At 66.3% G+C, this 22,913-nt stretch carries 23 protein-coding genes; 14 read left to right on the top strand and 9 right to left on the bottom strand.

The annotated features are described in order from the left end of the window. Position 1 precedes the first annotated feature (1 nt). From C8C96_RS06870 to C8C96_RS06860, 3 genes are all read right to left on the bottom strand, one after another. A complete protein-coding gene (locus tag C8C96_RS06870; RefSeq protein WP_121941852.1) occupies positions 2-1,408 on the bottom strand; it encodes a CmpA/NrtA family ABC transporter substrate-binding protein in 1,407 nt (468 codons plus the stop codon). A 146-nt stretch (positions 1,409-1,554) separates the two neighbouring features. After that, positions 1,555-2,250: a response regulator transcription factor gene (locus tag C8C96_RS06865; protein WP_121941851.1), complete on the bottom strand. Its 696-nt coding sequence runs from the start codon at positions 2,248-2,250 to the stop codon at positions 1,555-1,557. Then, the gene (locus C8C96_RS06860) at positions 2,247-3,455 is read right to left on the bottom strand and encodes a PAS domain-containing sensor histidine kinase (RefSeq protein WP_108499167.1); all 1,209 of its coding nucleotides are present in this window, start codon (positions 3,453-3,455) and stop codon (positions 2,247-2,249) included. Before C8C96_RS06860 ends, C8C96_RS06865 begins: the two co-directional genes overlap by 4 nt. Before the next feature lie 89 nt (positions 3,456-3,544). Between C8C96_RS06860 and C8C96_RS06855 the strand changes: the two genes are divergently transcribed. From C8C96_RS06855 to C8C96_RS06845, 3 genes are read left to right on the top strand one after another with little or no spacing between them, the layout of a single operon-like run. Further along, positions 3,545-4,396 (top strand): ABC transporter permease, encoded by an 852-nt coding sequence (locus C8C96_RS06855; RefSeq protein ID WP_121941850.1) that lies wholly within the window; start codon positions 3,545-3,547, stop codon positions 4,394-4,396. Further along, complete coding sequence (locus tag C8C96_RS06850; protein WP_121941849.1) at positions 4,393-4,908, top strand: hypothetical protein; 516 nt, start codon at positions 4,393-4,395, stop codon at positions 4,906-4,908. Before C8C96_RS06855 ends, C8C96_RS06850 begins: the two co-directional genes overlap by 4 nt. Next, entirely contained in the window at positions 4,905-6,257 is a 1,353-nt protein-coding gene (locus tag C8C96_RS06845) for a GAF domain-containing protein (protein ID WP_121941848.1), read from the top strand. Before C8C96_RS06850 ends, C8C96_RS06845 begins: the two co-directional genes overlap by 4 nt. A 27-nt stretch (positions 6,258-6,284) precedes the next feature. On the opposite strand, the gene C8C96_RS06840 is transcribed toward C8C96_RS06845, so the two are convergent. Then, positions 6,285-7,022 (bottom strand): hypothetical protein, encoded by a 738-nt coding sequence (locus C8C96_RS06840; protein WP_121941847.1) that lies wholly within the window; start codon positions 7,020-7,022, stop codon positions 6,285-6,287. Positions 7,023-7,210: 188 nt separating this feature from the next. Beyond that, positions 7,211-8,800 (bottom strand): GMC family oxidoreductase, encoded by a 1,590-nt coding sequence (locus tag C8C96_RS06835; protein ID WP_121941846.1) that lies wholly within the window; start codon positions 8,798-8,800, stop codon positions 7,211-7,213. 128 nt (positions 8,801-8,928) lie between these two features. On the opposite strand from C8C96_RS06835, the gene C8C96_RS06830 reads away from it, so the two are divergent. From C8C96_RS06830 to C8C96_RS06780, 11 genes are all read left to right on the top strand, one after another. Continuing rightward, a complete protein-coding gene (locus C8C96_RS06830; protein ID WP_121941845.1) occupies positions 8,929-9,777 on the top strand; it encodes a 3-hydroxybutyryl-CoA dehydrogenase in 849 nt (282 codons plus the stop codon). An 81-nt stretch (positions 9,778-9,858) separates the two neighbouring features. Continuing rightward, positions 9,859-10,677: a crotonase/enoyl-CoA hydratase family protein gene (locus C8C96_RS06825; protein ID WP_121941844.1), complete on the top strand. Its 819-nt coding sequence runs from the start codon at positions 9,859-9,861 to the stop codon at positions 10,675-10,677. A 271-nt stretch (positions 10,678-10,948) separates the two neighbouring features. Further along, the gene (locus C8C96_RS06820; RefSeq protein WP_056745613.1) at positions 10,949-11,413 is read left to right on the top strand and encodes a MarR family winged helix-turn-helix transcriptional regulator; all 465 of its coding nucleotides are present in this window, start codon (positions 10,949-10,951) and stop codon (positions 11,411-11,413) included. Between the two features lie 72 nt (positions 11,414-11,485). Continuing rightward, positions 11,486-11,902 carry an organic hydroperoxide resistance protein gene (locus C8C96_RS06815; protein WP_121943912.1) on the top strand — a complete coding sequence of 139 codons (417 nt, stop codon included), beginning with the start codon at positions 11,486-11,488 and terminating at the stop codon, positions 11,900-11,902. A gap of 4 nt (positions 11,903-11,906) precedes the next feature. Beyond that, the gene (locus tag C8C96_RS06810) at positions 11,907-12,293 is read left to right on the top strand and encodes a DUF1304 domain-containing protein (protein ID WP_116748772.1); all 387 of its coding nucleotides are present in this window, start codon (positions 11,907-11,909) and stop codon (positions 12,291-12,293) included. Positions 12,294-12,427: 134 nt separating this feature from the next. Beyond that, positions 12,428-13,186 carry a metallophosphoesterase gene (locus tag C8C96_RS06805; protein WP_056745617.1) on the top strand — a complete coding sequence of 253 codons (759 nt, stop codon included), beginning with the start codon at positions 12,428-12,430 and terminating at the stop codon, positions 13,184-13,186. 1 nt (position 13,187) lies between these two features. Beyond that, positions 13,188-14,624 carry a bifunctional serine/threonine-protein kinase/universal stress protein gene (locus C8C96_RS06800; protein ID WP_121941843.1) on the top strand — a complete coding sequence of 479 codons (1,437 nt, stop codon included), beginning with the start codon at positions 13,188-13,190 and terminating at the stop codon, positions 14,622-14,624. A gap of 105 nt (positions 14,625-14,729) precedes the next feature. Beyond that, the gene (locus C8C96_RS06795; RefSeq protein WP_121941842.1) at positions 14,730-15,824 is read left to right on the top strand and encodes a DUF2855 family protein; all 1,095 of its coding nucleotides are present in this window, start codon (positions 14,730-14,732) and stop codon (positions 15,822-15,824) included. A gap of 44 nt (positions 15,825-15,868) precedes the next feature. Continuing rightward, complete coding sequence (locus C8C96_RS06790; RefSeq protein WP_121941841.1) at positions 15,869-16,927, top strand: serine/threonine protein kinase; 1,059 nt, start codon at positions 15,869-15,871, stop codon at positions 16,925-16,927. A gap of 166 nt (positions 16,928-17,093) precedes the next feature. Further along, complete coding sequence (locus C8C96_RS06785; RefSeq protein WP_121941840.1) at positions 17,094-17,861, top strand: response regulator transcription factor; 768 nt, start codon at positions 17,094-17,096, stop codon at positions 17,859-17,861. 61 nt (positions 17,862-17,922) lie between these two features. Continuing rightward, positions 17,923-18,231, top strand: coding sequence for a hypothetical protein (locus C8C96_RS06780; protein ID WP_121941839.1), 309 nt, complete (start codon positions 17,923-17,925; stop codon positions 18,229-18,231). 175 nt (positions 18,232-18,406) lie between these two features. Here C8C96_RS06780 and htpG read toward each other — a convergent pair whose 3' ends face one another. From htpG to C8C96_RS06765, 4 genes are all read right to left on the bottom strand, one after another. Next, positions 18,407-20,380: a molecular chaperone HtpG gene (gene htpG / locus C8C96_RS06775; protein ID WP_121941838.1), complete on the bottom strand. Its 1,974-nt coding sequence runs from the start codon at positions 20,378-20,380 to the stop codon at positions 18,407-18,409. Beyond that, complete coding sequence (locus tag C8C96_RS25400; protein WP_370107390.1) at positions 20,377-20,535, bottom strand: ankyrin repeat domain-containing protein; 159 nt, start codon at positions 20,533-20,535, stop codon at positions 20,377-20,379. The genes htpG and C8C96_RS25400 overlap by 4 nt, the downstream gene beginning before the upstream one ends. A 3-nt stretch (positions 20,536-20,538) precedes the next feature. Further along, positions 20,539-21,474: a hypothetical protein gene (locus C8C96_RS06770; protein WP_056059691.1), complete on the bottom strand. Its 936-nt coding sequence runs from the start codon at positions 21,472-21,474 to the stop codon at positions 20,539-20,541. 96 nt (positions 21,475-21,570) lie between these two features. Next, complete coding sequence (locus C8C96_RS06765; RefSeq protein WP_233584175.1) at positions 21,571-22,872, bottom strand: triacylglycerol lipase; 1,302 nt, start codon at positions 22,870-22,872, stop codon at positions 21,571-21,573. Between the last annotated feature and the right edge of the window lie 41 nt (positions 22,873-22,913).

Genomic DNA, 22,913 nt, shown 5'->3' with positions numbered 1-22,913 from the left:
GTCATGCCGCCTTGCGGATGGGGAAGCTCTTTGCGTACTCGCTCGCCTTGGCGGCATCGAATTCGCGCCCCATGATCTTGAACTTGGGGTATGCGCCTTCGGGCACCTTCTGGTCCAGCGCCTTCATCTGCTTTTTCGCATCGGTGATGAGGAACACCTTTTCGGCAATCTGCTTGTAGTCCACATCGCCCTTGATGTAGCCCCAGCGCTGCATCTGCGTGAGCATCCACACGGCCATGCTCTGCCACGGCATGGGGTCGAAGTCCGCGCGGTCCGGCACGTTCTGGATCTTGCCCAGGCCGTCGGCGAACTTTCCGGTGAGCACCTGGTTGAGCACTGCCTCGGGCTGGTTCAGGTAGGCCTGGGGCGCAATCACCTTGGCGATGAGCTCGCGGTTGGCCGGGTCGCGCGCCATCGCGGCCGAGGTGAGCACCGCGCGGTACAGCGCGGCAAAGGTGTTGGGGTTCTTCTGGATGAACTCGGTGCTGGTGCCGAAGGCGCAACAGGGGTGGCCGTTCCACAGGTCCTTGGTGAGCAGGTGGATGAAGCCGACTTCCTCGAACACGGCACGCTGGTTGAAAGGATCGGGGCCGAGGAAGCCGTCGATATTGCCCGCACGCAGATTGGCCACCATCTCGGCGGGTGGCACCACGCGCAGCTGCACGTCGGTGTCGGGGTTCAAGCCCGCCTCGGCCAGGTAGTAGCGCAACAGGAAGTTGTGCATGCTGTACTCGAAGGGGATCGCGAACTTGAAGCCCTTCCAGTTCTTGGGATCGCGGTTGTCCTTGTGCTTGAGGCTGAGCGTGATGGCCTGGCCGTTCACGTTCTGGATGGTGGCCACGTTCATCGGCATGGCGTTGGAGCCCAGGCCCATGGAGATCGCCAGCGGCATGGGGCTCAGGAAGTGCGTTGCGTCGTACTCCTTGTTGATCATCTTGTCGCGGATCAGTGCCCAGCCGGCCGTCTTGGTGACTTCCACGCTCAGGCCCTGCTTGCTGTAGAAGCCCAGCGGGTGGGCCATGATCAGCGGGGTGGCGCAGGTGATCGGGATGAAGCCGATCTTGAGGTTGGTCTTCTCCAGTGCGCCCTGCTTCTCTTGCGCCATGGCCTGCATGCTGGCCACAGGCAACACGCTCGCGATGGCCGCCATGGCCGTTCCCTTGCCCACCGCCTTGATGAAGCGGCGGCGTACTGCGTCTTGCGGAAACAGCGCCTTGACCAGCGTGGCTTCGATGAACTCGTTGCTGTAGAGCTCGAACTCACGGGTCTCGCTGCGCTGGCGCAGGGTGGCTGCGGCGGCATCGGCCGACACCTCGGTGTGGTGGTCGGCCACCGTGTGGTCGCGGCCACAGCTGCATTTCAGCATCAACGGGCGGTCGGCATCGTAGGGCGAGAAGAATTCGGACATGGCACACCTCGAAGAAGTTGGTGCCAGGCGTTACGCAAAGCGCGGGCCAGTTTTTGCCGGTGTCGGCCCGCTGTCATGAATTCGTGGGTGTGGTGTCTACAGCGTGTAGGGCCAGCACTACAAACCGGGCATGCAACGCACCGAATTCACTCTGCCGGTGCGCCACGCGCCAGCAGCGCAAGCTCCACATCGTTGCGCGCGCCGGTCTTTTCGAGGATGCGGGCGCGGTAGGTGCTCACCGTGTTGGGCGCGAGTTTGAGCTGCGCACCAATTTCGCTCACGCTCTGCCCGGCAGTGAGCAGGCGGAACACCTGGTGCTCCCGATAGGAGAGCGCGTCCACCCCGGCGGGCGTGCCCTGCTGGGCGGTACGCACCACCCCGGTGCGTTCCAGTGCACCTGCCAGGGCTTGCGCGGTCGCCTCTGTCAGGTAGCGCCCGCCTGCTGCCACCTTGCGCACGGCGGCCACCATGTCGTCGGGATCGGCGCTTTTGTGCAGGTAGCCCGCCGCGCCCATCTGGATGCAGCGCACCGCGTATTGCCGCTCGGGGTAGGTGCTGAGCATCAGCACCGGCAATGCAGGCCAGGCCTTGCGCAGCGCCTGCAACACTTCGAGGCCGTCCATGCCCGGCATGGCGATGTCCAGTAGCACCAGGTCCAGCCCCGGTGTTCCCGTGGCACCCCGCAGCGCCGTGACCTGCTCCAGCACCTCGCTGCCCTGGGTCGCCTCGGCCACCACGGTGATCTCGGGCGCGCCGTTGGCCGGGTCGCCAAGCACCTGCTTGAGCCCTTCCCGCACGATGCGGTGGTCATCCCCGATCAATACGCGAACCACGGAATTCATGACAGCTCCAGAGGAATCAGCAATTGCAGGCACGAGCCCTGCCCCGGCTCGCTGGTGATGCTCAACCGGCCCCCAAGCTGCCGTGCCCGCTCGCGCATGCCCATCACGCCATAGGCGGTGGGCGCCTCCAGGGCCTGGCGGGTGGCGCCCACGCCGTTGTCGCGCACGCGCAGTTGCAGCATCTCGTCCTGCACGTCGATGGCAATGTCGATGGCGCTGGCCTGCGCGTGGCGGCCCACATTGCTCAGCATCTCCTGGAAGATGCGGAACACGGCGATGGCGGCGGGCTCGGGCAGGTGCAGGGTGGCAGGCACCTCCATCTGCCACGCCAGCTCCAGTTCGGCCGACTGCACGAACTCCTGCGCCTGCCACTCCAGCGCCGCCCACAGGCCCTGGTGGTCCAGGATGCTGGGGCGCAGGTCGGTGATGATGCGGCCCACGTTGTCCACGGCGTTTTCGATCAGGCGGCTCATGTTCTGGCACTTGCAGCGCATCTGGGTGCGCATGTCGCCCGCGGCCTCGGGCGTGCGCTCGCCCTGCTCGCCCAGGCGCTTGTGCAGCCAGTTGACATCCATCTTCAGCGCCACCAGCAGGCTGCCCAGCTCGTCGTGCACTTCGCGGGCGATGCGGGTGCGTTCGTCTTCGCGCACCTGCTCCGAGTAGGCGGACAGCTCGCGCAGCTGCGCCAGCGCCTGCGACAGCTCCTGGGTGCGCGCGGCCACGCGACGCTCCAGCTCGTCATTGGCACGGGCCAGGTCATCGTGCGCGCGTTGCAGCTCATCGGCAGCACGCTTGCGGCTGGTGATGTCGACAAAGGCGATCACGGCACCCTGCACCTGATCGCCTTCCAAAATGGGGTGGCTCGAATATTCCACGGCAAACGCCGAGCCATCGCGGCGCCAGAACACCTCGGTGTCCACCCGGCAGGGCAAGCCCTGGCGGAACGCGTTGAAGATGGGGCAGTCGCTGTCGGCGTAAGGGCTGCCGTCAGGGTGGCTGTGGTGGGTGAGCGCGTGCATGTTGCGCCCCATCACCTCTTCGGGCGCAAAGCCCAGCATCTGCGCGCCCGCCCGGTTGATGAACACGCAGTTGCCCGCCAGATCAATGCCAAACACCCCCTCGCCCGTGGACTCCAGCAGCAGCCCCAGGCGGTTCTGCCAGAGGGCACTGGCACCGGCGGGCAGGTTCAGGACGTGGGTGGACATAGGGCACCCAAGCAATGGCCGTGCCCAGGTAGCGACCAGGAACACATCGGGGACTGTGCGCCCGCCCGCCAACATCGCACAATAAGCGGATGCAAACCGCTCACCCGCCCTCTGTGGCCACTGTGGCCCCGCCCCCGCCGTCGGTATGGCGCCCGCCCAGCCTGTCCGTGCGCTGGTGGCCCGTGTTCATGCGCAACCTGCTGGTCTGGCGCAAGCTGGCCATCCCCAGCCTGGTGGGCAACATTGCCGAGCCGCTGATGTGGCTGGTGGCCTTTGGCTACGGCATGGGGGCCCTGGTGGGGCAGGTGAACGTGGGCGGCGCGGCGGGCGACACCAAGGTGCCCTACATCCTGTTCCTGGCCAGCGGCTCCATCTGCATGAGCGCCATGAACGCGGCCAGCTTCGAGGCGCTGTACTCGGCCTTCTCGCGCATGCATGTGCAAAAGACCTGGGACGGCATCATGAACGCGCCGGTGAGCCTGGACGACGTGGTGCTGGCCGAAATGCTGTGGGCGGCGTTCAAGGCGCTATTCACCGTCACCGCCATCCTGGGCGTCATGCTGGCCCTCTCCATCAGCCACAGCCCCAAGCTGCTGGTGGCCTGGCCGGTGCTGCTGTTCGTGGGGGTGATGTTCTCCAGCATCGCGCTCATCTTCAATGCGCTAGCCAAGGGGTATGACTTTTTTACCTACTACTTCACGCTGGTGCTCACGCCCATGATGTTTCTCTCGGGCGTTTTCTTCCCGCGCGAGCAGTTGCCCCCCATCGTGCGCACCATCTCCGACTGGCTGCCGCTGACCAACGCGGTCGAGCTGGTGCGCCCGCTGTTCATGGACCAGTGGCCCGCCCACCCTTGGCGCCATGGCCTGGTGCTGGTGGTGACCACCGTGGTGGCCTTCTGGGTGGCGCTGGCGCTGACCCGCAAGCGCTTCAAGGCATGACCGTGCTGCTCGGCCCCAGCCATATCGCCATGGTGGCCAAGGGCGTGTCGGCCATCGTGGCGTCACGCGATGCGGCGCTGCGGCCGAGCATCATGCGGGCCGTGGGTAGCCATATCAGCGGCGATGGGCAGGAGGTCACGGTGTACCTGCGGCGCAGCCAGTCCGAACAATTGCTGCAGGACATTGCGCTCACCGGCGAGATTGCCGTGGTGTTCAGCGTGCCGTCCACCCACCAGACGCTGCAGCTCAAGGCCCGCCGGGCCACGCAGCGCCCGGCCACTGATGGCGACCTGCCGCTGTTGCAGGCCTACCTGCAGTCCATGGTGCAGGAGGTGGGCCAGGTCGGCTACGGGCCGCAGTATGTGGCGGCCATGCTGGCGGCGCCGCTGCAGGATGTGGTGGCCGTGAGCTTCACGCCCACCAGCGCGTTCGACCAGACCCCAGGGCCGCGCGCCGGCGCGGAGTTGTGTGCGTCGCCCGCACCACCCACACCCCCCGTACCGCAGCCATGAGCACCGCAGCGCCGTCCCTGCACAGCATCCGCCCCTGCCTGGAGGGGGCGATTCCGGCCATCATGGCGACCTGCGACCCTGACGGCACACCCAACGTGGCCTACATCTCGCAGGTGGTCTATGTGGATGCGGCGCATGTGGCGCTGTCGTTCCAGTTCTTCAACAAGACCCGCCAGAACATCCTGCGCAACCCGCGCGCGTCGGTGCTGGTGCTGGACCCAGTCACTGCCTATTTCTACCGCCTGCACCTGCTGTACGAACGCACCGAGGACAGCGGGCCGGTGTTCGAGAGCATGTGCGCGCAGCTGGCGGGCATTGCGTCGCATGCGGGCATGGCCGAGGTGTTTGAACTCAAGGGGGCCGACATCTACGCTGTGGAGCGCATCGAATCGGTGGCGGGCGAAGGCCTGCCGGCACCGGTGCCGCGTTCCGGCTTGCTGCACACACTGCGCCTGTGCAGCGAAAGCATCGCGCGCTGCTCGGGGCTGGATGAATTGCTGCAAGGCGCGCTGCAGGGCCTGCAGGACAAGCTGGGCATCCAGCACGCCATGGTGCTGATGCTGGATGCCAGCGCCCAGCAGCTTTACACGGTGGCCAGCTGTGGCTATGCCACATCGGGCGTGGGTTCAGAAATCCGGCTAGGCCAGGGAGTGATCGGCATGGCCGCGCGCGAGCGCACCCCGGTGCGCATCAGCCACATGACGCACGCTGCCCTTTACAGCCACGCCATCCGCGAAAGCATGGACGCGCATGCCGCGCCCGATGCGCCCCCGCTGCGCGGCATGGACATTCCCTACCCCGGCCTGCCCGAGCCGCACAGCCAGGTGGCAGTGCCGCTGCTGTCGGCCGGGCGCCTGCTGGGCGTGCTGTTTGCCGAGAGCCCCGAGGACATGCGCTTTGGCTTCGAGGATGAGGACCTGCTGGTGGCCATTGCGGGCCAGCTGGCCGCCGCCATCGATCTGCTGCAGGCCGCGCCCGATGCGCCCGAGCCGCTGCCTACTCCGACAGCGGCACCGCCAGTGAGCGGCAGCGCGCTGCGGGTGCGCCACTTTGCGGCCAACGACAGCGTGTTCATCAACGACGACTATTTGATCAAGGGGGTGGCGGGCGCCATTGTCTGGAAGCTGCTGCGCGACCACCAGCACACCGGGCGCGTGGACTTCACCAACCGCGAACTGCGGCTGGACCCCGCACTGCGCCTGCCCGATGTGGCCGACAACCTGGAGGCCCGCCTGCTATTGCTGCAGCGCCGCCTGCAGGAGAACTGCCCGCACATCCACATCGAAAAGACGGGGCGCGGGCGCTTTCGGCTGTGCGTGCTGCGCCCGGTGGTGCTGGAAGACGCCTGACGCCTTCACGCCACTGATTTCTCAGAGTCAGTGCATCAGACCCGGCACCACCGGCAGGCCCAGGCTGCGCATCAGCTTGGTCCACTCAGGCTGCGTGAGGTGCGGCTGCACTTGCGCCAGCACCGCTGCCAGCACAGGGGCAGGCGCATGTTGTTTCATGTCCGACAGCATGGCCGTGCGCTCGGCGGGTGACATGTAGGGCACCATCCAGCGGGCCACCACCATCATTTCCTGCGGCGGGATCGAGGCCACCAGCGCGTCGTGCACGCCCGCCAGTTCTGCGTCGGTGTAGCACTGCCAGAGCACGCGGTTGTGCGCAGTCTCTTCCTCGTGCATGTGCTCGAAGTTGTGCGCCACAAACAGCGCCAGCTGGCGGTATAGGGCCTGGGTGGCGGCGGGGCGTGCGGGCTTGGCACAGGCCATCAGGTGGTTTACACCGTCCGCCAAAGCGACGATGGCCTGTTCGTGCTCCACATGTTCACCGGCAATGCTCTGGCTGGATCCGGGCTGGCGCGCCTCCATGGCGGCGTGCACGAACTGGTTCTCATGGTGCAGGTGGGCGCGGCACAGGTCCAGCAGCTGCATCACGCGGTCGCAGGTGTGGGCAAACTCCAGGTCGTCCTCGACATCCATGCGGCCCAGGCCCAGCAGCGTGTCGGCCATGAAGGCGCGCAGCGCCTTGTGGATGCTGGCGTACATGTCCATGCGGGGGGCGGCGGGCTGGGCTTGTGTCAGTGCGGCAATTTCGCGGGCATCAATCTTCATCACGTTCTTTCATGGCCCCGGTGGGCTCTTTCAGCGCCTTTTTTTGGGCGCTGGGCCGGGTGCACCATGCACCCGTTTCCATGCAAAGAAGTCTAGAAATTCGCCACGCTTTTGCCTGTTAAAAACTCCTTAAACAGACCCTTTGAAAACCTTAAAAATCGCGTTCCGGGCGCCAAACGTGAAATCGTTCACGGCGCGGCGCGCAGCAGGTCCACCGCTTTTTCAGCAATCATCACCGTGGGCGCATTGGTGTTGCCGCTCACAATGCGCGGCATGATGGACGCGTCCACCACACGCAGGCCCGCGAGGCCATGCACACGCAGTTCGGCATCCACCACATCCAGCGGCCCGGGCCCCATGCGGCAGGTGCCCACGGGGTGGTAGATGGTGTCGGCGTACTGGCGGATGAACTGCTCGATCTCGGCATCGCTGCGCGCACTGGCCGAGGCCGCCAGCTCCTTGGCGCCGAACTTCGCGAGCGCCGGTTGCATGAGGATCTCCCGCGTGCGTTTGAAGCCACGCACCATGCGCGCCATGTCATCGGGATCGGCCAGGAAGTTCGGGTCCACCAAAGGCAAGGCCATGGGGTCGCGGCTGGCCAGCGTGACCGCGCCCCGGCTCTTGGGCTGCAGCAGGCACACGTGGGCCGAGTAGCCATGGCCGAACACGGTCTTGCGCCCGTGGTCCACCAGCTTGCCGATCACAAAGTGCAGCTGCAGGTCGGGCGCTGGCTCGGATGGGTCGCTCTTGATGAAGCCCCCCGCCTCGGCAAAGTTCGTGGTCAACATGCCCGTGCGGTGCTTGCGCCATTCGGCAATGCCGCGCAGCGTCTGCGCCATGCCCGACAGTGACAGGCCGAACAGGTCCTTGAGCTCGGGTGCGTCCAGCACCTGCACCACGTCGGGGTGGTCGTGCAGGTGCTGGCCCACGCCCGGCAGGTCGTGCAGCACCGGGATGCCGTGTTGCTGCAAGTGTGCGGCAGGTCCCACGCCCGACAGCATCAGCAGCTGCGGCGACAGCAGTGCGCCCGCACTCAGCAGCACTTCGCGTCCCGCCCGCACCTGCTTCAAGGCGCCGCCCTGGCGGTATTCGACACCCACGGCGCGTGTGCCCTCGAACAGGATGCGCGTGGCATGCGCACCGGTAATGACCTGCAGGTTGGGCCGCGCCAGGTGCGGCGTGAGGTAGCCTTTGGCTGCGCTATGGCGCTCGCCGTTCTTGTGCGTGACCTGGTACAGGCCCACGCCTTCCTGCGTGGCGCCGTTGAAGTCGGTGTTGTGCGGGTGCCCGGCCTGTACACCTGCGTCGGTGAAATATTGGCTGAACCGGTTGGGTGCACGCAGGTCTGCCACGTTGAAGGGGCCGCCCCGGCCATGCCAAGCGTTGGCGCCGCGTTCGTTGTTCTCGGCACGCACGAAGTAAGGCTTCACATCCTCCCAGCCCCAGCCCGGGTTGCCCTGCGCGGCCCAGTGGTCGTAGTCGGCGTGCTGGCCCCGGATGTAGACCATGGCGTTGATGGAGCTGGAGCCCCCCAGCACCTTGCCGCGTGGCTGGTAGCCGCGCCGGTTATTCAGCGCGGCCTGCGGCGTGGTGTTGAAGCCCCAGCCATTCAGTTCGAACTTGGCCATCACGGCCAGCCCAGCTGGGCAGTGGATGAGCACGCTCTTGTCGGCAGGCCCTGCCTCCAGCAGGCAGACGCGTACGGAGGGGTTCTCAGTCAGACGGCCGGCCAGCACGGAGCCCGCCGATCCGCCACCGATCACGATGTAGTCAAACATGTTTTGTGTCTCCTCCGCCATGCTGCGCAGCGGCTTGTTGGTTCAGGTTTGACGCACGATAACCGAACGGTCGTGCGATTCGCCTTACCATTCCGTCCATCCGTTTCACTTTGAAGAGGGCTCTCTATATGACGATTCAGACCGTAGGCATCATCGGCGCAGGCACCATGGGCAACGGCATTGCACAGGCCTGTGCGGTGTCGGGCATCAACGTGGTGATGGTTGATATCTCGGATGCTGCAGTGCAAAAAGGCCTGGCCACCGTGGCCGGCAGCCTGGACCGCCTGATCAAGAAGGAAAAGATCACCGAAGCCGACAAGGCTGCGGCCCTGGCGCGCATCCAAACCTCCACCAGCTACGACGACCTCAAGGCCGCGCAATTGGTGATCGAGGCCGCCACCGAAAACTACGAGCTCAAGCTCAAGATCCTCAAGCAGGTGGATGCCCTGGTCGGCCCCGAGGTGCTGATCGCATCCAACACCTCGTCCATCTCCATCACCAAGCTGGCCGCCGCCACCAGCCGCGCCGACAAGTTCATCGGCATGCACTTCTTCAACCCCGTGCCCATGATGGCGCTGGTGGAGATCATTCGTGGCCTGCAGACCAGCGATGCCACGCACGACGCTGTGAAGGCCCTGGCCGAGGCCCTGGGCAAGAGCCCCATCACCGTGAAGAACGCGCCCGGCTTTGTGGTCAACCGCATCCTGGTGCCCATGATCAACGAGGCCTTCTTCGTGCTGGCCGAAGGCTTGGCCACACCCGAGGACATCGATGCGGGCATGAAGCTGGGCTGCAACCAGCCCATCGGCCCGCTGGCGCTGGCCGACATGATCGGCCTGGATGTGTGCCTGGCCGTGATGGACGTGTACCTGACCGAGTTTGGCGACAGCAAGTACCGCCCCTGCCCGCTGCTCAAGGAAATGGTGGCCGCCGGCCGCCTGGGCCGCAAGACCGGCCAGGGCGTCTACACCTACTGACGGCCCTCAGCGCGCTGTCCCTCGGGGGACGGCGCGCAGTTTCCTTTGCGTTTTCAATCATGGGCCAGGAGACCTGCGCCCATGACAAACATCACCCCCACCACGCCCTCGCCCGAGGGCAGCATCGACACCCAGGTCATCGGCCATGTGCTGCTGATCGGCATCAACCGCCCCGCCAAGCGCAATGGCTGGACGCCGCCCATGTTCCGCCAGCTGGCCGAGGCCTACACGCGGCTGGACGACGACCCCGCCCTGCGCGTGGGCGTGCTGCATGCGTTTGGCGACCATTTCACCGCAGGGCTCGACCTGCCGGCCGTGAGCGCCTACATGCAGCGCGGCGAAAAAGCCATCCCCGAAGGCCTGGTGGAGCCGCACGACTACGGCCTGCCCGGCTACCGGCGCCGCACCAAGCCCATGGTGGTGGCGGTCAAGGGCATCTGCTTCACCGTGGGCATTGAGCTGATGCTGGGCGCCGACATCGTGGTGGCGGCCGACAACTGCCGCTTCTCGCAGATGGAAGTGCAGCGCGGCATCATGGCCACGGGCGGCGCCACGCTGCGCATGGCCGAGCGCGCGGGCACGGGCAATGCGCTGCTGCACCTGCTGACGGCCGACGAGTTCGGCAGCGCCGAGGCGTACCGGCTGAACTTTGTGCAAAAGGTGGTGCCCGCAGGCCAGGAGCTGCAGGAAGCGCTGCAGATTGCCCAGCGCATCGAAGCCCAGGCGCCACTGGCCGTGGTGGCCACGCGGCTCAACGTGCTCAAGGCCATTGAGCAGGGACAGGCGGCTGCGGTGGCAGAGTTCATCCCCGTGCAAAAGCAGCTGGCCAACAGCGAGGACGCGGCCGAAGGCGTGCGCGCGTTTGTCGAGCGCCGGCCCGCGCAGTTCAGCGGACGCTGAGGGCCTGGTGGTTTGTCGTCGCCCGAACCACCATGCGTCAAATTTCAAGCCCAATCGACTGCTAGCGTATATGAATCATGCGCCAGCAGCTCTGCTATTGATAGCATCTTCCGGAGAGTGACGGGGGCACGGCGCCCCCGCCTGCGCCAACGGCACGCGCGAATAGCACCGATGGCGCGGCGCCGCTCGCCCACCCACACAAGCCCACCCATTAACAAAGTTTTTCACAATTCAATTGCACGCAATTGAATTTGCACCCACAATTCACCCCATGCCCAGCCACAGCACACCCCACACTCCCAGCCCCGCCATCCTGCGGCTGGACAACCAGGTCTGCTTTGCGCTGTATTCCGCATCGCTGGCGATGACCAAGCTGTACAAACCGCTGCTCGACCAGTTCGGCCTGACCTACCCCCAGTATCTCGTGATGCTGGTGCTGTGGGAACAGGATGGCGTGACGGTGTCTGAGCTGGGCGAGCGCCTGTTCCTCGACTCCGGCACGCTCACGCCGTTGCTCAAGCGCCTGGAGGCACAGGGCCACATTGCCCGGTTGCGCGATGTGCAGGACGAGCGCCGTGTGCGCATCACCCTCACGTCGCAAGGCCGCGCGCTGCGCAACCAGGCCGAAGCCATTCCACCGTGCGTGCTGCAAAGCAGCCAGTGCTCGATTGCCGAGCTGACCACCTTGACCACCGAACTCAAGCAGCTGCGAGACCGGCTCAGCGAGCAACGCTGACGGCCTGCAGACAACGCAAGAACCGATTCCCTCCACCGCCCGCCAGTGGGCAACAACCGCAAGGAAGACACCATGACCAAGCTCGAAAAAGTCCTGTACACCGCCAAGTCGCACGTGACCGGTGGCCGCGATGGCGCCGCCAAGACCGATGACGGCCGCCTGGACGTCAAGCTGTCCTCGCCTGGTACGTCCGGCACCGGCACCAACCCAGAGCAGCTGTTTGCCTCCGGCTACGCAGCGTGCTTCATCGGCGCGATGAAGGCTGTGGGTGGCAAGATCGGCATCCCCGTGCCCCAGGACGTGTCCATCGACGCCGAAGTGGACCTGGGCCCCATCCCGAACGCCTACGGCATCGCTGCCCGCCTGGCCATCAGCCTGCCCGGCCTGGACAAGGCCACGGCCCAGAAGCTGGTAGACGCCGCCCACCAGGTCTGCCCCTACTCCAACGCCACGCGCGGCAACATCGACGTGACCATCACGATCGTCTAAGACCATGGGCCGCCTGCTGATCCCCCGCATCGCGGTGGCCCTGGTGGCCATCGAGCATGTGTACATCCTCGTGCTCGAAATGTTCTTCTGGAACAAGCCCCTGGGCATGAAGACCTTCAACCTGACCCAGGAGCTGGCCGACGCCACCACCACGTTGGCGGCCAACCAGGGGCTGTACAACGGTTTTCTGGCGGCCGGCCTGTTCTGGGGGCTGTTCACCGGCAACCGGGTGTTCAAGATCTTCTTCCTGGCCTGCGTGATCGTGGCCGGGGTATTTGGCGCCGCCACCGCAGCGCCCAAGATCTTCTTCAGCCAGGCGCTGCCCGCGATCATTGCGCTGGGCCTGGTGCTGGCGCTGGACAAAAAAGCCGCCGCACAGCGCAGCCTCTGAGTTACCAAAACCATAGCTGCCAGCGCTTGATCAATAAGCGCTGGCAGCTATTTTTGCTTTGAATCCACGCAGGTACTGCCACCTGCAAGCTGGCATTCAGCCATGCGCGCGATGATGGGGTTGGAGACAACCCCATGAAAATCGCCCTGCTGTCCGACATCCACGCCAACCGCCAAGCCCTGGACGCCTGCCTGCAACACGCCCGCGCACAGGGCGCCGAACAATTTGCGCTGCTGGGCGACCTGGTGGGGTACGGCGGCGAGCCCGTGGCCGTGGTGGAGCAGGTGCGCGACCTGGCCCAGCAAGGTGCCCTGTGTGTGCTGGGCAACCACGACGCCATGGCCCTGGCCCCGCCTGCCAACCCACGCAACCGCAGCGAGCTGGGAGCGCAATGGACGCACGACCAGCTCGGCAACAGCCACATCGCCTTTTTGCAGTCGCTGCCGCTCACGGCGCGGCTGGGCAGCAGCGCCTTGCTGGTGCACGCCAGTGCCGACATGCCCGCGCAGTGGCGGTATGTGGAGGACTCCAACGCCGCCGAGCGCAGCATGACCGCAGCGCAAGGCATCGACCCCGCCATCCGCTATGTGTTCTGCGGCCATGTGCACGAGCAGGTGCTGTACTTCCTCACGCCCACGGCCAAGCTGATGCGCTTTGCGCCCGAGCCCGGCGTGCCGGTGCCCGTGCCAACGCACCGCCAGTGGCTGGGCATCGTGGGCTCGGTGGGCCAGCCGCGCGACGGCGATGCGCGCGCCATGTACGCGCTGTTCGACGACACCGCCAAGCAGATCACGTTCTACCGCGTGCCCTACGACCACCTGGCAGCCGCCGCCGCCATCCGCGCGGCGGGCCTGCCCGGCTTCTACGCCGATCGGCTCGAAAAAGGCCAGTGACATGAAACTGCTGGAGCCCGGCACCGAGATCGACGGCTTCCGCGTGGTGGACTGCATCCACGCGGGCGGCATGGCCCACATCTACGCCGTGGAATACGCGCAGGCCGACCGCAGCCCCGGCTTTGCCATGGCGATGAAGATCCCGCGCATGACGGCGGGTGACGGGGCCGAGAACATCGTGAGCTTCGAGGTCGAGCTGCAGATCCTGCCCGTGCTCAGCGGCCCGCATGTGCCGCGTTTTGTGGCGGCGGGCGACCTGGTGCGGCTGCCCTACCTGGTCATGGAATACATCCCCGGCCAGACGCTGCAGCACTGGCTGGATGCACCGGGGCGCTGCGACATCGCCACCATAGCCCGCCTGGGCGCGGCCACGGCCCGCGCTGCGCACAGCCTGCACCAGCAGAACGTGTGCCACCTGGACCTCAAACCTGCCAATGTGCTCGTCAAGGAAGACGGCACGGCTGTGCTGCTGGACTTTGGCCTCTCGTGCCACGCCCACTACCCGGACCTGCTGGCCGAGGAAATGCGCCAAGCCGTGGGCTCGCCCGCCTGGATCGCACCGGAGCAGGTGGTGGGCGTGAGGGGCGACCCGCGCAGCGATATCTTCGCCATCGGCGTGATGCTGTACGAGCTGGCCACGGGCGAGCTGCCCTTTGGCGCCCCCACCACCAGCGGCGGCGTGCGCCAGCGCCTGTGGATGACGCCCGCGCCGCCGCGCAAACACCGCGCCGACATCCCGCCCTGGCTGCAGGAGGTCATCCTGCGCTGCCTGGAGCCCGAGGCCGCAAGCCGTTACCCCTCGGCCGCGCACCTGGCGTTTGACCTGTCCAACCCCGAGCAGGTACTCATCACCGAACGCGGCGAGCGCACCGAGCGCACGCCGCTGCGCACCCACCTGCGCCGCTGGCTGCGCGCAGCGGGCATGCACTACACCCCCAGCCCCCTGCCCTCGCAGCAGATCGAGGACACGCCTATCCTCATGGTGGCCGTGCCCCATGCCGACGTGACGGACGCCACGCTGTATTCGCTGCGCCAGGCGGTGGCGCGCTCCCTGGGCATCCGCCCCGGCGCACGGCTGGCCTGCGTGACGGTGGTGTCGCCCGGCGCCAGCAGCACCAGCGACAGCGAGCGCAGCGAAACCACGCTGCACCGCCAGCACATGGCGCGCCTGCGCCAGTGGGCCCAGGGGCTGGACCTGACCGGGCATGCCGTGAGCTACCACGTGCTCGAAGCGGGCGACGTCGCCCAGGCGCTGGTGCGCTATGCGGCCAGCAACCACGTGAGCATGATGATCCTGGGCGCCGCCACCCACGGGCTGCAAACCCAGCGCTTTTTTGCCACGGTGCCCATGCGCGTGGCGCGCGATGCGCCCTGCACCGTCATCCTGGTCAAGCAGGCGCTGCCGTTCGAGCAACTGGCCCAGCCCACGGCGGACTGAGCACGTCAGCATTCCGGCACTCCGGCGCACCGCCACGCCGCGCACCTGTCGCCCAGGCGGCGCGCGCTGCTTGAGCGCGGGCACGCTTTGGTTTAGCGTCGCGGCATGAGCACCACCACCCTTCTCGTGCGCCAGGACCAGCTGGCCACCACCCGCCTGTTGACCACCGACGACACCCCGCTGACCGAGGGCCAGGTCCGCGTGCGGGTCGAGTCGTTTGCCCTCACGGCCAACAACATCACCTATGCCGCGCTGGGCGACATGCTGAACTACTGGCAGTTCTTCCCCACCGGCGAGGCCGGCTGGGGCATCGTGCCCGTGTGGGGCTTTGGCACCGTGGTGCAGTCGCTGCACCCGGCCGTGGCGGTGGGCGAGCGGCTGTATGGCTACTGGCCCATGGCCAGCCAGGCCGTGCTGTCGCCCCAGCGTGTCAACCCCACGGGCTTCAGCGACGGCGCCCCGCACCGCGCGGGCCTGCATGCGGTCTACAACCACTACCTGCGCACCAGCACCGACGGGCTGTACCGCGCTGACAACGAGGACGTGCAGGCGCTGCTGCGGCCGCTGTTCATCACCTCGTGGCTCATCGACGACTTTCTGGCCGACCAGCAGTTCTTTGGCGCCAAGCGCATGCTGCTGTCCAGCGCGTCGAGCAAAACGGCCTACGGCACCGCCTTCCAGCTTGCACAGCGCGACGGCATCGAGGTCATTGGCCTCACGTCGCCCGGCAATGTGGCGTTTTGCGAAAGCCTGGGCTGCTACAGCCGCGTGGTCACCTACGACGCACTGGACCAGATCGACGGCGCCACACCCAGCGTCTACATCGACTTTGCGGGCAGCGTGGGCCTGCGCCAGCGCATCCACGCCCACTTCACGGGCCTGGCCTACAGCTGCTCGGTGGGCGCCAGCCACGTGCAGGACCTGGGCGGCGCAGGCCAGTTGCCCGGCCCGCGCCCGGTGATGTTCTTTGCGCCCGCCCAGGTCAAGAAGCGCCACGCCGACTGGGGCGCCCAGGGCCTGAACGAGCGCCTGGTGGCGGCGTGGAACCAGTTCAGCGCCGCCGTGTCGTCGGGGCCGCAGCCCTGGCTGGTGGTGCAGCGCCATGCGGGCCCCCAGGCCACGCAAACCCTGTTTGCCAGCGTGCTGGCGGGCAGCGGCGACCCGCGCGCGGGGCATATCGCGACGATGCTGCCCGCTTAAAGCCCGCAACCCGGCGGCCAAGGGCATGGCGGCGACAATGGGGCATGACCCCATTGCCCCCCGATACCGCTGCCAACGCCTCGAACGAGCAACACCCCTACGCCCGCCTCACCCCCGACCAGGTGCTGGACGCACTGGCTGGCGTGGGCCTGTACGGCGATGGCCGCCTCATGGCCCTGTCGTCGTACGAAAACCGGGTGTACCAGGTCACGCTGGAAGACGGCGAGCGCGTGGTGGCCAAGTTCTACCGCCCAGGCCGCTGGAGCGAGGCGCAGATCCTCGAAGAACACGCCTTTGCCGCCGAGCTGATGGCCGCCGAGGTGCCCGCCGTGGGCCCGCTGGTGCTGAACGGCACCACCCTGCACCAGCACGATGGCTTTGCGTTCTCCGTCAGCCCCTGGCGCGGCGGGCGCCAGCCCGAGCTGGACGACTTTGAAGTGCTGGAATGGATCGGCCGCTTTCTGGCCCGCATCCACACCGTGGGCGCCGCCCAGCCCTTTGCACACCGGCCCACGCTGGACCTGGCCACCTTCGGCACGGCATCGCGCGACTGGCTGCTGATGAACGAGATCATTCCGCTCGACATGCAAGCCGCCTGGAAGGCCCAGTGCGACAAAGCTCTTGATTTGATAGCTGCCAGCGCATATTCCACTGGCGCTACAGGCCAATTTGGCTTGAACAATGCCACCATGATCCGCCTGCACGGCGACTGCCACCCCGGCAACATCCTCTGGACCCCGCTGGATGAATGGGGCCGCGGCGGCCCGCACTTTGTGGACCTGGACGACGCACGCATGGGTCCGGCCGTGCAGGATCTGTGGATGCTGCTGTCGGGAGACCGGCGCCAGCGCACCCACCAGCTCGGCGCCCTGATCGACGGCTACGAGCAGTTCCGCAGCTTCGACCGCCGCGAGCTGGCACTCATCGAGCCGCTGCGCACCTTGCGCCTGATCCACTACAGCGCCTGGCTCGCGCGCCGCTGGCAAGACCCGATCTTCCCGGTGAACTTTCCCTGGTTTGGCACCAGCGACTACTGGCGCGGGCAGGTGGACATGCTGATCGAGCAGATCGAGGCGATGGAGGAAGAACCGCTGGTGGCCTGACAAGGCGGGCCGGGCGGGGACAGGCCCCACCAGCGCAGGCCTGGCCATTGCAAACGATTGTCAACCCGCGCGCACGGCGGGCAGATGTGGGGCAACATCAAAGCGCTCCCCAATTGGGGGTGTTTTGTTGATTCCAACGGGGTGCCAACCCCCAGAGCCCATCCCCATGCGTATCGCAGTCCTTGACGACGACCCGCTCCTGCTGGAGCAGATCAAGGGCACCCTGGAATGCCACCAGCACGTGTGCCACACCTTTGCCGACGGCACCAGCCTGCTGCAGGCGCTGCGCAACGACACCTTCGACCTGCTGATCGTGGACTGGCACCTGCCCGACATGGAGGGCACCGACGTGGTACAGACCGTGCGCAACACCCACGGCATGCAGCCGCCCATCCTGTTCATCACCCGCCGCAGCGATGAACGCGACGTGGTCGAGGCCCTGTCGCGGGGTGCCGACGACTTCATGAGCAAGCCCCTGCGCATGGGGGAACTGGTGGCCCGCGCCACCGCCCTGCTGCGCCGCGCCTTTCCCCAGTCCATGGGCGCCCGGCTGGAGTTTGGCGTGTACCGCTTTGACGCGGAACAACGCACCCTGCACATCCACGGCCAAGCCATCGGGCTCAAACACCGCGAATACGAACTCGCGCTGTTCCTGTTCCGCAACGCGGGCCGCCTGCTGTCCCGCTCACACCTGCGCGAAGCGGTATGGAGCGACGCCACCGACACCCCTTCGCGCTCCCTGGACACCCACATGTCGCGGCTGCGCAGCAAGCTGCAGTTGACGGAGGCCAACGGCTACACGATCACGGCGGTGTATGGGGTGGGGTACCGGCTGGATGCGGTGTCGCTACCGCAGAAAAGTGGAACTACAGCACCCGCTACCGAGCCATTGCCAGAGCGCAGCGACCTCCAGCCGCAACTGGCAACAAGCTGATGGCATTGCGGGCGACGCTGGGCTATGCTGCCAGGCATCCCACCCCGTACGCAGTGCCCCCATGAAAGACTGGATCCGCAACGCCCTATCGATCCGCCAACCGCGTCGGCCAGCGCCTGTGGGCTCGCTGCCTGTTGTGGGGGTGTTCATCGTGCGGGGAACGGTGAAGATGCTGGTCACCCACCCTGTGTCCACTGAGTTGTGGGACTGGCTGGTGCTATCGGGCTGGCGCAACATGCCGGTCAAGGCCGATCGCCGCAAAGGCCTGCTGCTGCCCGACGGTGCACTCAAGATGCTGATCGACGCCGACCCGGCGGAGCGCAACCAGGCGCATGCACGCATCCTGGAACTGGCCGAGTCCCAGGACTGACGAACCATACGGACCCTCGCCACCAGGGGCAAAAAACCCAGCCGCAGCGTCTGCCACCGTCCGTCGGCAAGAAAAAATCCCGGTGATGCCTGGCACCACCGGGATTCAAATTTGATAGCAGCCAGCGCATATGGAACTAGCGCCCGCTGCCGTTTTACCGGCAAAACGTCCGGGGTCAGACCAGCAAGGCGTTCACACGCTTCACATAGGCCGCGGGGTCTTCTGGCAAGCCGCCTTCGGCCAGCAGGGCCTGGTCGAACAGGATGTGCGCCAGGTCATGAAAGTGCACGCTGCCGTCGAGCTTCTTGACCAGCGCGTGCTCGGCATTCACCTCCAGCACGGGCTTGGTCTCGGGCGCCTGCTGGCCGGCCTGCTTGAGCATGCGCGCCAGCTGGGTGCTCATACCGTCGTCCTGCACCACCAGGCAGGCGGGCGAGTCGACGAGGCGGGTGGTCACGCGCACGTCTTCGGCCTTGTCCTTCAGGGCTTCCTTGAGCTTGGCGAGTACGGGCTTGAACGCCTCGGCAGCCTCTTCAGCGGCCTTCTTCTCGGCCTCGTCCTGCAGCTTGCCCAGGTCCACAGCGCCCTTGGCCACGCTTTGCAGCGGGGTGCCGTCAAACTCGTGCAGGTAGTTCAGTGCCCACTCGTCCACGCGGTCGGTCATCAGCAGGACCTCGATGCCCTTTTTCTTGAAGACTTCGAGCTGTGGACTGTTCTTGGCAGCAGCCAGGGTGTCGGCAGTGATGTAGTAAATCGCCTCCTGGCCTTCCTTCATGCGGGCCTTGTAATCGGCAAAACCGACCGTCACGGCGTCGCTGGTGGTGGATGCAAAGCGCAGCAGCTTGGCCAGGCGCTCGCGGTTGCCAAAGTCTTCACCCAGGCCTTCCTTCAGCACGGCGCCAAACTCGGCGTAGAACGCGGTGTACTTGCCTTCCTTGGCCTTGTCATCGGCATCCACCACGTCGGTCACGCCGTCGGCGCCCGCTGCGGTGTCGTGCTTGTCGTGCTTGGCCAGGTCTTCCAGCATCGAGAGCACGCGCTTGGTGGAGCCTTCGCGGATGGACCGCACGTCACGGCTTTCCTGCAGCAGCTCGCGGCTCACGTTCAGCGGCAGGTCGGCCGAGTCGATCACGCCCTTGACGAAGCGCAGGTAGGTGGGCATCAGCGCTTCGGCGTCGTCCATGATGAACACACGCTTCACATACAGCTTCACGCCAGCCTTCTTGTCGCGGTTCCACAAATCGAACGGCGCCTTGGCGGGGATGTACAGCAGCTGCGTGTATTCGGTGTTGCCTTCCACGCGGTTGTGCGCCCAGGTCAGTGGGGCTTCGTGGTCGTGGCTGATGGTCTTGTAGAACTCGGCGTACTGCTCGTCGGTGATGTCCTTCTTGGGACGCGTCCACAGGGCGCTGGCCTTGTTGATGGTTTCCCACTCGCCGGTCTTGACCATGCCGCCAGGCTGGCGGCCGCCGGCTTCGTCGCCGGGGGTGATCAGCTCGCCGTCTTTCCACTCTTCCTTTTCCATCAAGATGGGCAGGCTGATGTGGTCGGAGTATTTGGCGATGACCTGCTTGAGCTTCCAGGCGTTGAGGTATTCCTCGGCGTCGTCGCGCAGGTGCAGGATGATGCTGGTGCCGCGCTGGGCGCGGGTGATGGTTTCCACCTCGAAGTCGCCCGTGCCGCCGCTGATCCAGCGCACGCCTTCGTCGGCCTTCAGGCCCGCACGGCGCGATTCCACCGTGATCTTGTCGGCCACGATGAAGCCGGAGTAGAAACCCACGCCGAACTGGCCGATGAGCTGGGCATCCGCCTTCTGGTCGCCCGAGAGCTTGCCCATAAAGTCCTTGGTGCCGCTCTTGGCGATGGTGCCCAGGTGGTCGATGGCCTCCTGCTGGCTCATACCGATGCCGTTGTCGGTGATGGTCAGCGTCTTGGCTGCCTTGTCGAAGGTCACGCGCACTTCAAGGTTGGGCGCGTCTTCGTACAGGGCGGGCTTGTCCAGCGCCTCAAAACGCAGCTTGTCGCAGGCGTCCGACGCGTTGGAGATCAGCTCGCGCAGGAAGATTTCCTGGTTGGAATACAGCGAATGGGTAACCAGGTGCAGCAGCTGGGCCACTTCGGCCTGGAACGACAGGGTTTGCTTGCTCATGGAGGGGTTCTCTCTATGGAAATCGGTCTGAACGAATACGAATGGGATCGGCACAAAAAATCACGCCTGCCGAACCAGCAGGCGTGATGTAGGGGCGTGCGCCCGTTTTTCAAGGGCCGGGCATGGGGGTCGTTGACCGCCCGGCCCGGCCTCAGTGCTCAGCCGTCGGTGGTGATGCGCTCGATCAGCGTCTTGAGCATGGTGTCGGCCTTGTCGTTGGCCACCTGGCAGGTGCCCGCCGCCGCATGGCCGCCGCCGCCAAACTCCAGCATCAGGTTACCCACGTGGGTCTTGCTGCTGCGGTCCAGGATGGACTTGCCGGTGGCAAACACCGTGTTCTGCTTCTGCAGGCCCCACATCACGTGGATGGAGATGTTGCACTGTGGAAACAGCGCATAGATCATGAACCGGTTGGTGGCCCAGATGGTTTCCTCGTCGCGCAGGTCCAGCACCACCAGATTGCCGATGCGAATGGCACAGCTTTGCAGCTGGGCCTGGGCCTTGGGGGCGTGCTCGCGGTACAGATTGACGCGCTCTTGCACATCGGGCAGCGCCAGGATCTCGTCGATGGTGTGGTCGCGGCAATACTGGATCAGGTCCATCATCAGCGCATAGTTGCTGATGCGGAACTCCCGAAAACGCCCCAGGCCCGTGCGCGAGTCCATGAGGTAGTTCAGCAACACCCAGCCCTGGGGGTTGAGGATGTCGTCGCGTGAATACTGCGCCGAGTCGGCCTGGTCCACGGCGGCCATCATCTCGTCGGTGACGCGCGGGAACGCGGCCTTGCCGCCATAGTGGTTGTAGACCACGCGCGCGGCCGAGGGGGCGTGGGCCTCGATGATGTGGTTCTCGTCGCGGCGACCCGAGTTGCGGATGGTTTCGGACTCGTGGTGGTCAAACACCAGGTGCGCACCCGGCACGTAGGGCAGGTTGGTGGTGATATCGCGGCTGGTGATCGGCACCTTGCCGTCCTGCATGTCCTTGGGGTGGACAAAAGTGATCTCGTCGATCAGGTTCAGCTCATTGAGCAGCACCGCGCAGACCAGGCCGTCAAAGTCACTGCGGGTCACCAGGCGGTATTTCGCATCACTCACTAAATTCTCCTTGTTACGTAGCGCACCGCGACATGGTAGCCGCGCCCCGGCCCCTGGCAAGCGCCGCCTGCGTCAAAAAGCAGGCCGCCCAGGTACTCATACCTGCATCCATTCCTGAAGCTGCCGGGCCACGCCCGCATCTGCCAGCAGGTCCAGGTGGCCCAGGCGGTAGAACACCGCCTGCCGGGGCTTGGCAAAGCCCAGCGTCCTCTCGGGATCATCGTGGATGCCCAGCGCACTGTGCAAGGGCACCAACCCGTCCCCCACCAGCCGCTCGCCCACCGGGCTGCGCCGCGCAGCCAGGGTGGCCGCCACCGCGTGGCACGCCACTGCGGCAGGCAGCGGCACCGGGGTGCGCTGGTCGGGGCTTTTGCGAAAGCGATCGCGCCCCTGCCAGTCCGTATCGAGCACATGGCCGTAGCGCAGGTCGGTGATGCCCGCACTGCGCAACTGGGCCAGGCGGGCAAAGGGGCGTGAGTACGCGGTGCTGCCCAGCAGCACATCCACCCAGTGGCCCGCGCGCTCCAGGGGGGCGCCGTGGTGCGGGGTGCCCAGAAAAACCAGGTGGCGCAGCCGGGGCAGCCAGCCGCCGGAGCCTGCCGGGGCCTGTGCAGCATGGTGACAGGCGCTGCGCGCCACCAGCCCACCCATGCTGTGGGCCAGGATGGACAACTCCGTCACTGGCACGGGCCACGAAGCCACCAGGGATGCAAGCAGGGCCGATAACTCGGCACCGTTGGTGGACGTGTGCTGGCCCGTGTTGTAGCGCAGGTAGACAGGGGTGTAGCCCAGGGCCTCGGCCAGATGGGCGCCATGGTCATGGCCGTGGCGCAGCCACTGCAAGTCGTTCATGCACAGGCCATGCACCAGCACCAGCAGCTTGCCGGTGGCGGCGCCCGGGGCGGCCAGCGCGTGCAAGTCCAGAGGCAGACCCTGCTGGTACCAGCCCATGGGCGTGCACAGCGGGTTGCCGTCGCGCTGCAGGCGGTCGCCCATCACACCGTTGAGTGCAGCAATGACCGCCTCGCGCTCCCAGTGCACCTCGTCGGCCGACGAGGTCGGGGCAAAAAACGGCTCCAGCCGTGCCAGGCCGGCCTGCAGGCCCGTATCCACCAGCTGCGTCACCCCCCGGATGCTTTGGTACACCAGCCCGGTCAGTCCCCGCGTGCGACCCGGCTCGGCACCACCTGGCAGCCCCAGCGTGCCCAGCACCGACTGGTGCACCCCCTCGGCCACCCGGCTGATGCCGGTAGTGGCCTGCGTGGCCAGGCGCGCCACAGCGCGCAGGTCGGAGGCGCGCAACTGGCGCAGCGGGCTGGCCGTCGCCGCCTTGGCGCCGTCGCCCGCTGGGGTGGAAGCAGCAGGCTTGCGCAGCCGAGGCGCGGAAGGAGGGGGCATGAGAGGGGCTCCGTTTAAAAATGCTTGGAAGGAGCCCGGGG

This window comes from Acidovorax sp. 100 (assembly GCF_003688355.1).
Classification (GTDB): Bacteria; Pseudomonadota; Gammaproteobacteria; order Burkholderiales; family Burkholderiaceae_C; genus Acidovorax; species Acidovorax delafieldii.
This window is presented reverse-complemented; position numbering and strand designations above follow the sequence as displayed.

Bases quoted from the DNA above. Each gene is read 5' to 3' on its own strand.
- C8C96_RS06830 (WP_121941845.1), top strand. From the start codon at position 8,929: ATGACGATTCAGACCGTAGGCATCATCGGCGCAGGCACCATGGGCAAC.
- C8C96_RS06800 (WP_121941843.1), top strand. From the start codon at position 13,188: ATGAAACTGCTGGAGCCCGGCACCGAGATCGACGGCTTCCGCGTGGTG.
- C8C96_RS06795 (WP_121941842.1), top strand. From the start codon at position 14,730: ATGAGCACCACCACCCTTCTCGTGCGCCAGGACCAGCTGGCCACCACC.
- C8C96_RS06845 (WP_121941848.1), top strand. From the start codon at position 4,905: ATGAGCACCGCAGCGCCGTCCCTGCACAGCATCCGCCCCTGCCTGGAG.
- C8C96_RS06815 (WP_121943912.1), top strand. From the start codon at position 11,486: ATGACCAAGCTCGAAAAAGTCCTGTACACCGCCAAGTCGCACGTGACC.
- C8C96_RS06860 (WP_108499167.1), bottom strand. From the start codon at position 3,455: ATGTCCACCCACGTCCTGAACCTGCCCGCCGGTGCCAGTGCCCTCTGG.
- C8C96_RS06810 (WP_116748772.1), top strand. From the start codon at position 11,907: ATGGGCCGCCTGCTGATCCCCCGCATCGCGGTGGCCCTGGTGGCCATC.
- C8C96_RS06855 (WP_121941850.1), top strand. From the start codon at position 3,545: ATGCAAACCGCTCACCCGCCCTCTGTGGCCACTGTGGCCCCGCCCCCG.
- C8C96_RS06850 (WP_121941849.1), top strand. From the start codon at position 4,393: ATGACCGTGCTGCTCGGCCCCAGCCATATCGCCATGGTGGCCAAGGGC.
- htpG (WP_121941838.1), bottom strand. From the start codon at position 20,380: ATGAGCAAGCAAACCCTGTCGTTCCAGGCCGAAGTGGCCCAGCTGCTG.
- C8C96_RS06780 (WP_121941839.1), top strand. From the start codon at position 17,923: ATGAAAGACTGGATCCGCAACGCCCTATCGATCCGCCAACCGCGTCGG.
- C8C96_RS06820 (WP_056745613.1), top strand. From the start codon at position 10,949: ATGCCCAGCCACAGCACACCCCACACTCCCAGCCCCGCCATCCTGCGG.
- C8C96_RS06790 (WP_121941841.1), top strand. From the start codon at position 15,869: ATGACCCCATTGCCCCCCGATACCGCTGCCAACGCCTCGAACGAGCAA.
- C8C96_RS06840 (WP_121941847.1), bottom strand. From the start codon at position 7,022: ATGAAGATTGATGCCCGCGAAATTGCCGCACTGACACAAGCCCAGCCC.
- C8C96_RS06785 (WP_121941840.1), top strand. From the start codon at position 17,094: ATGCGTATCGCAGTCCTTGACGACGACCCGCTCCTGCTGGAGCAGATC.
- C8C96_RS06805 (WP_056745617.1), top strand. From the start codon at position 12,428: ATGAAAATCGCCCTGCTGTCCGACATCCACGCCAACCGCCAAGCCCTG.
- C8C96_RS06865 (WP_121941851.1), bottom strand. From the start codon at position 2,250: ATGAATTCCGTGGTTCGCGTATTGATCGGGGATGACCACCGCATCGTG.
- C8C96_RS06835 (WP_121941846.1), bottom strand. From the start codon at position 8,800: ATGTTTGACTACATCGTGATCGGTGGCGGATCGGCGGGCTCCGTGCTG.
- C8C96_RS06825 (WP_121941844.1), top strand. From the start codon at position 9,859: ATGACAAACATCACCCCCACCACGCCCTCGCCCGAGGGCAGCATCGAC.
- C8C96_RS06870 (WP_121941852.1), bottom strand. From the start codon at position 1,408: ATGTCCGAATTCTTCTCGCCCTACGATGCCGACCGCCCGTTGATGCTG.
- C8C96_RS06765 (WP_233584175.1), bottom strand. From the start codon at position 22,872: ATGCCCCCTCCTTCCGCGCCTCGGCTGCGCAAGCCTGCTGCTTCCACC.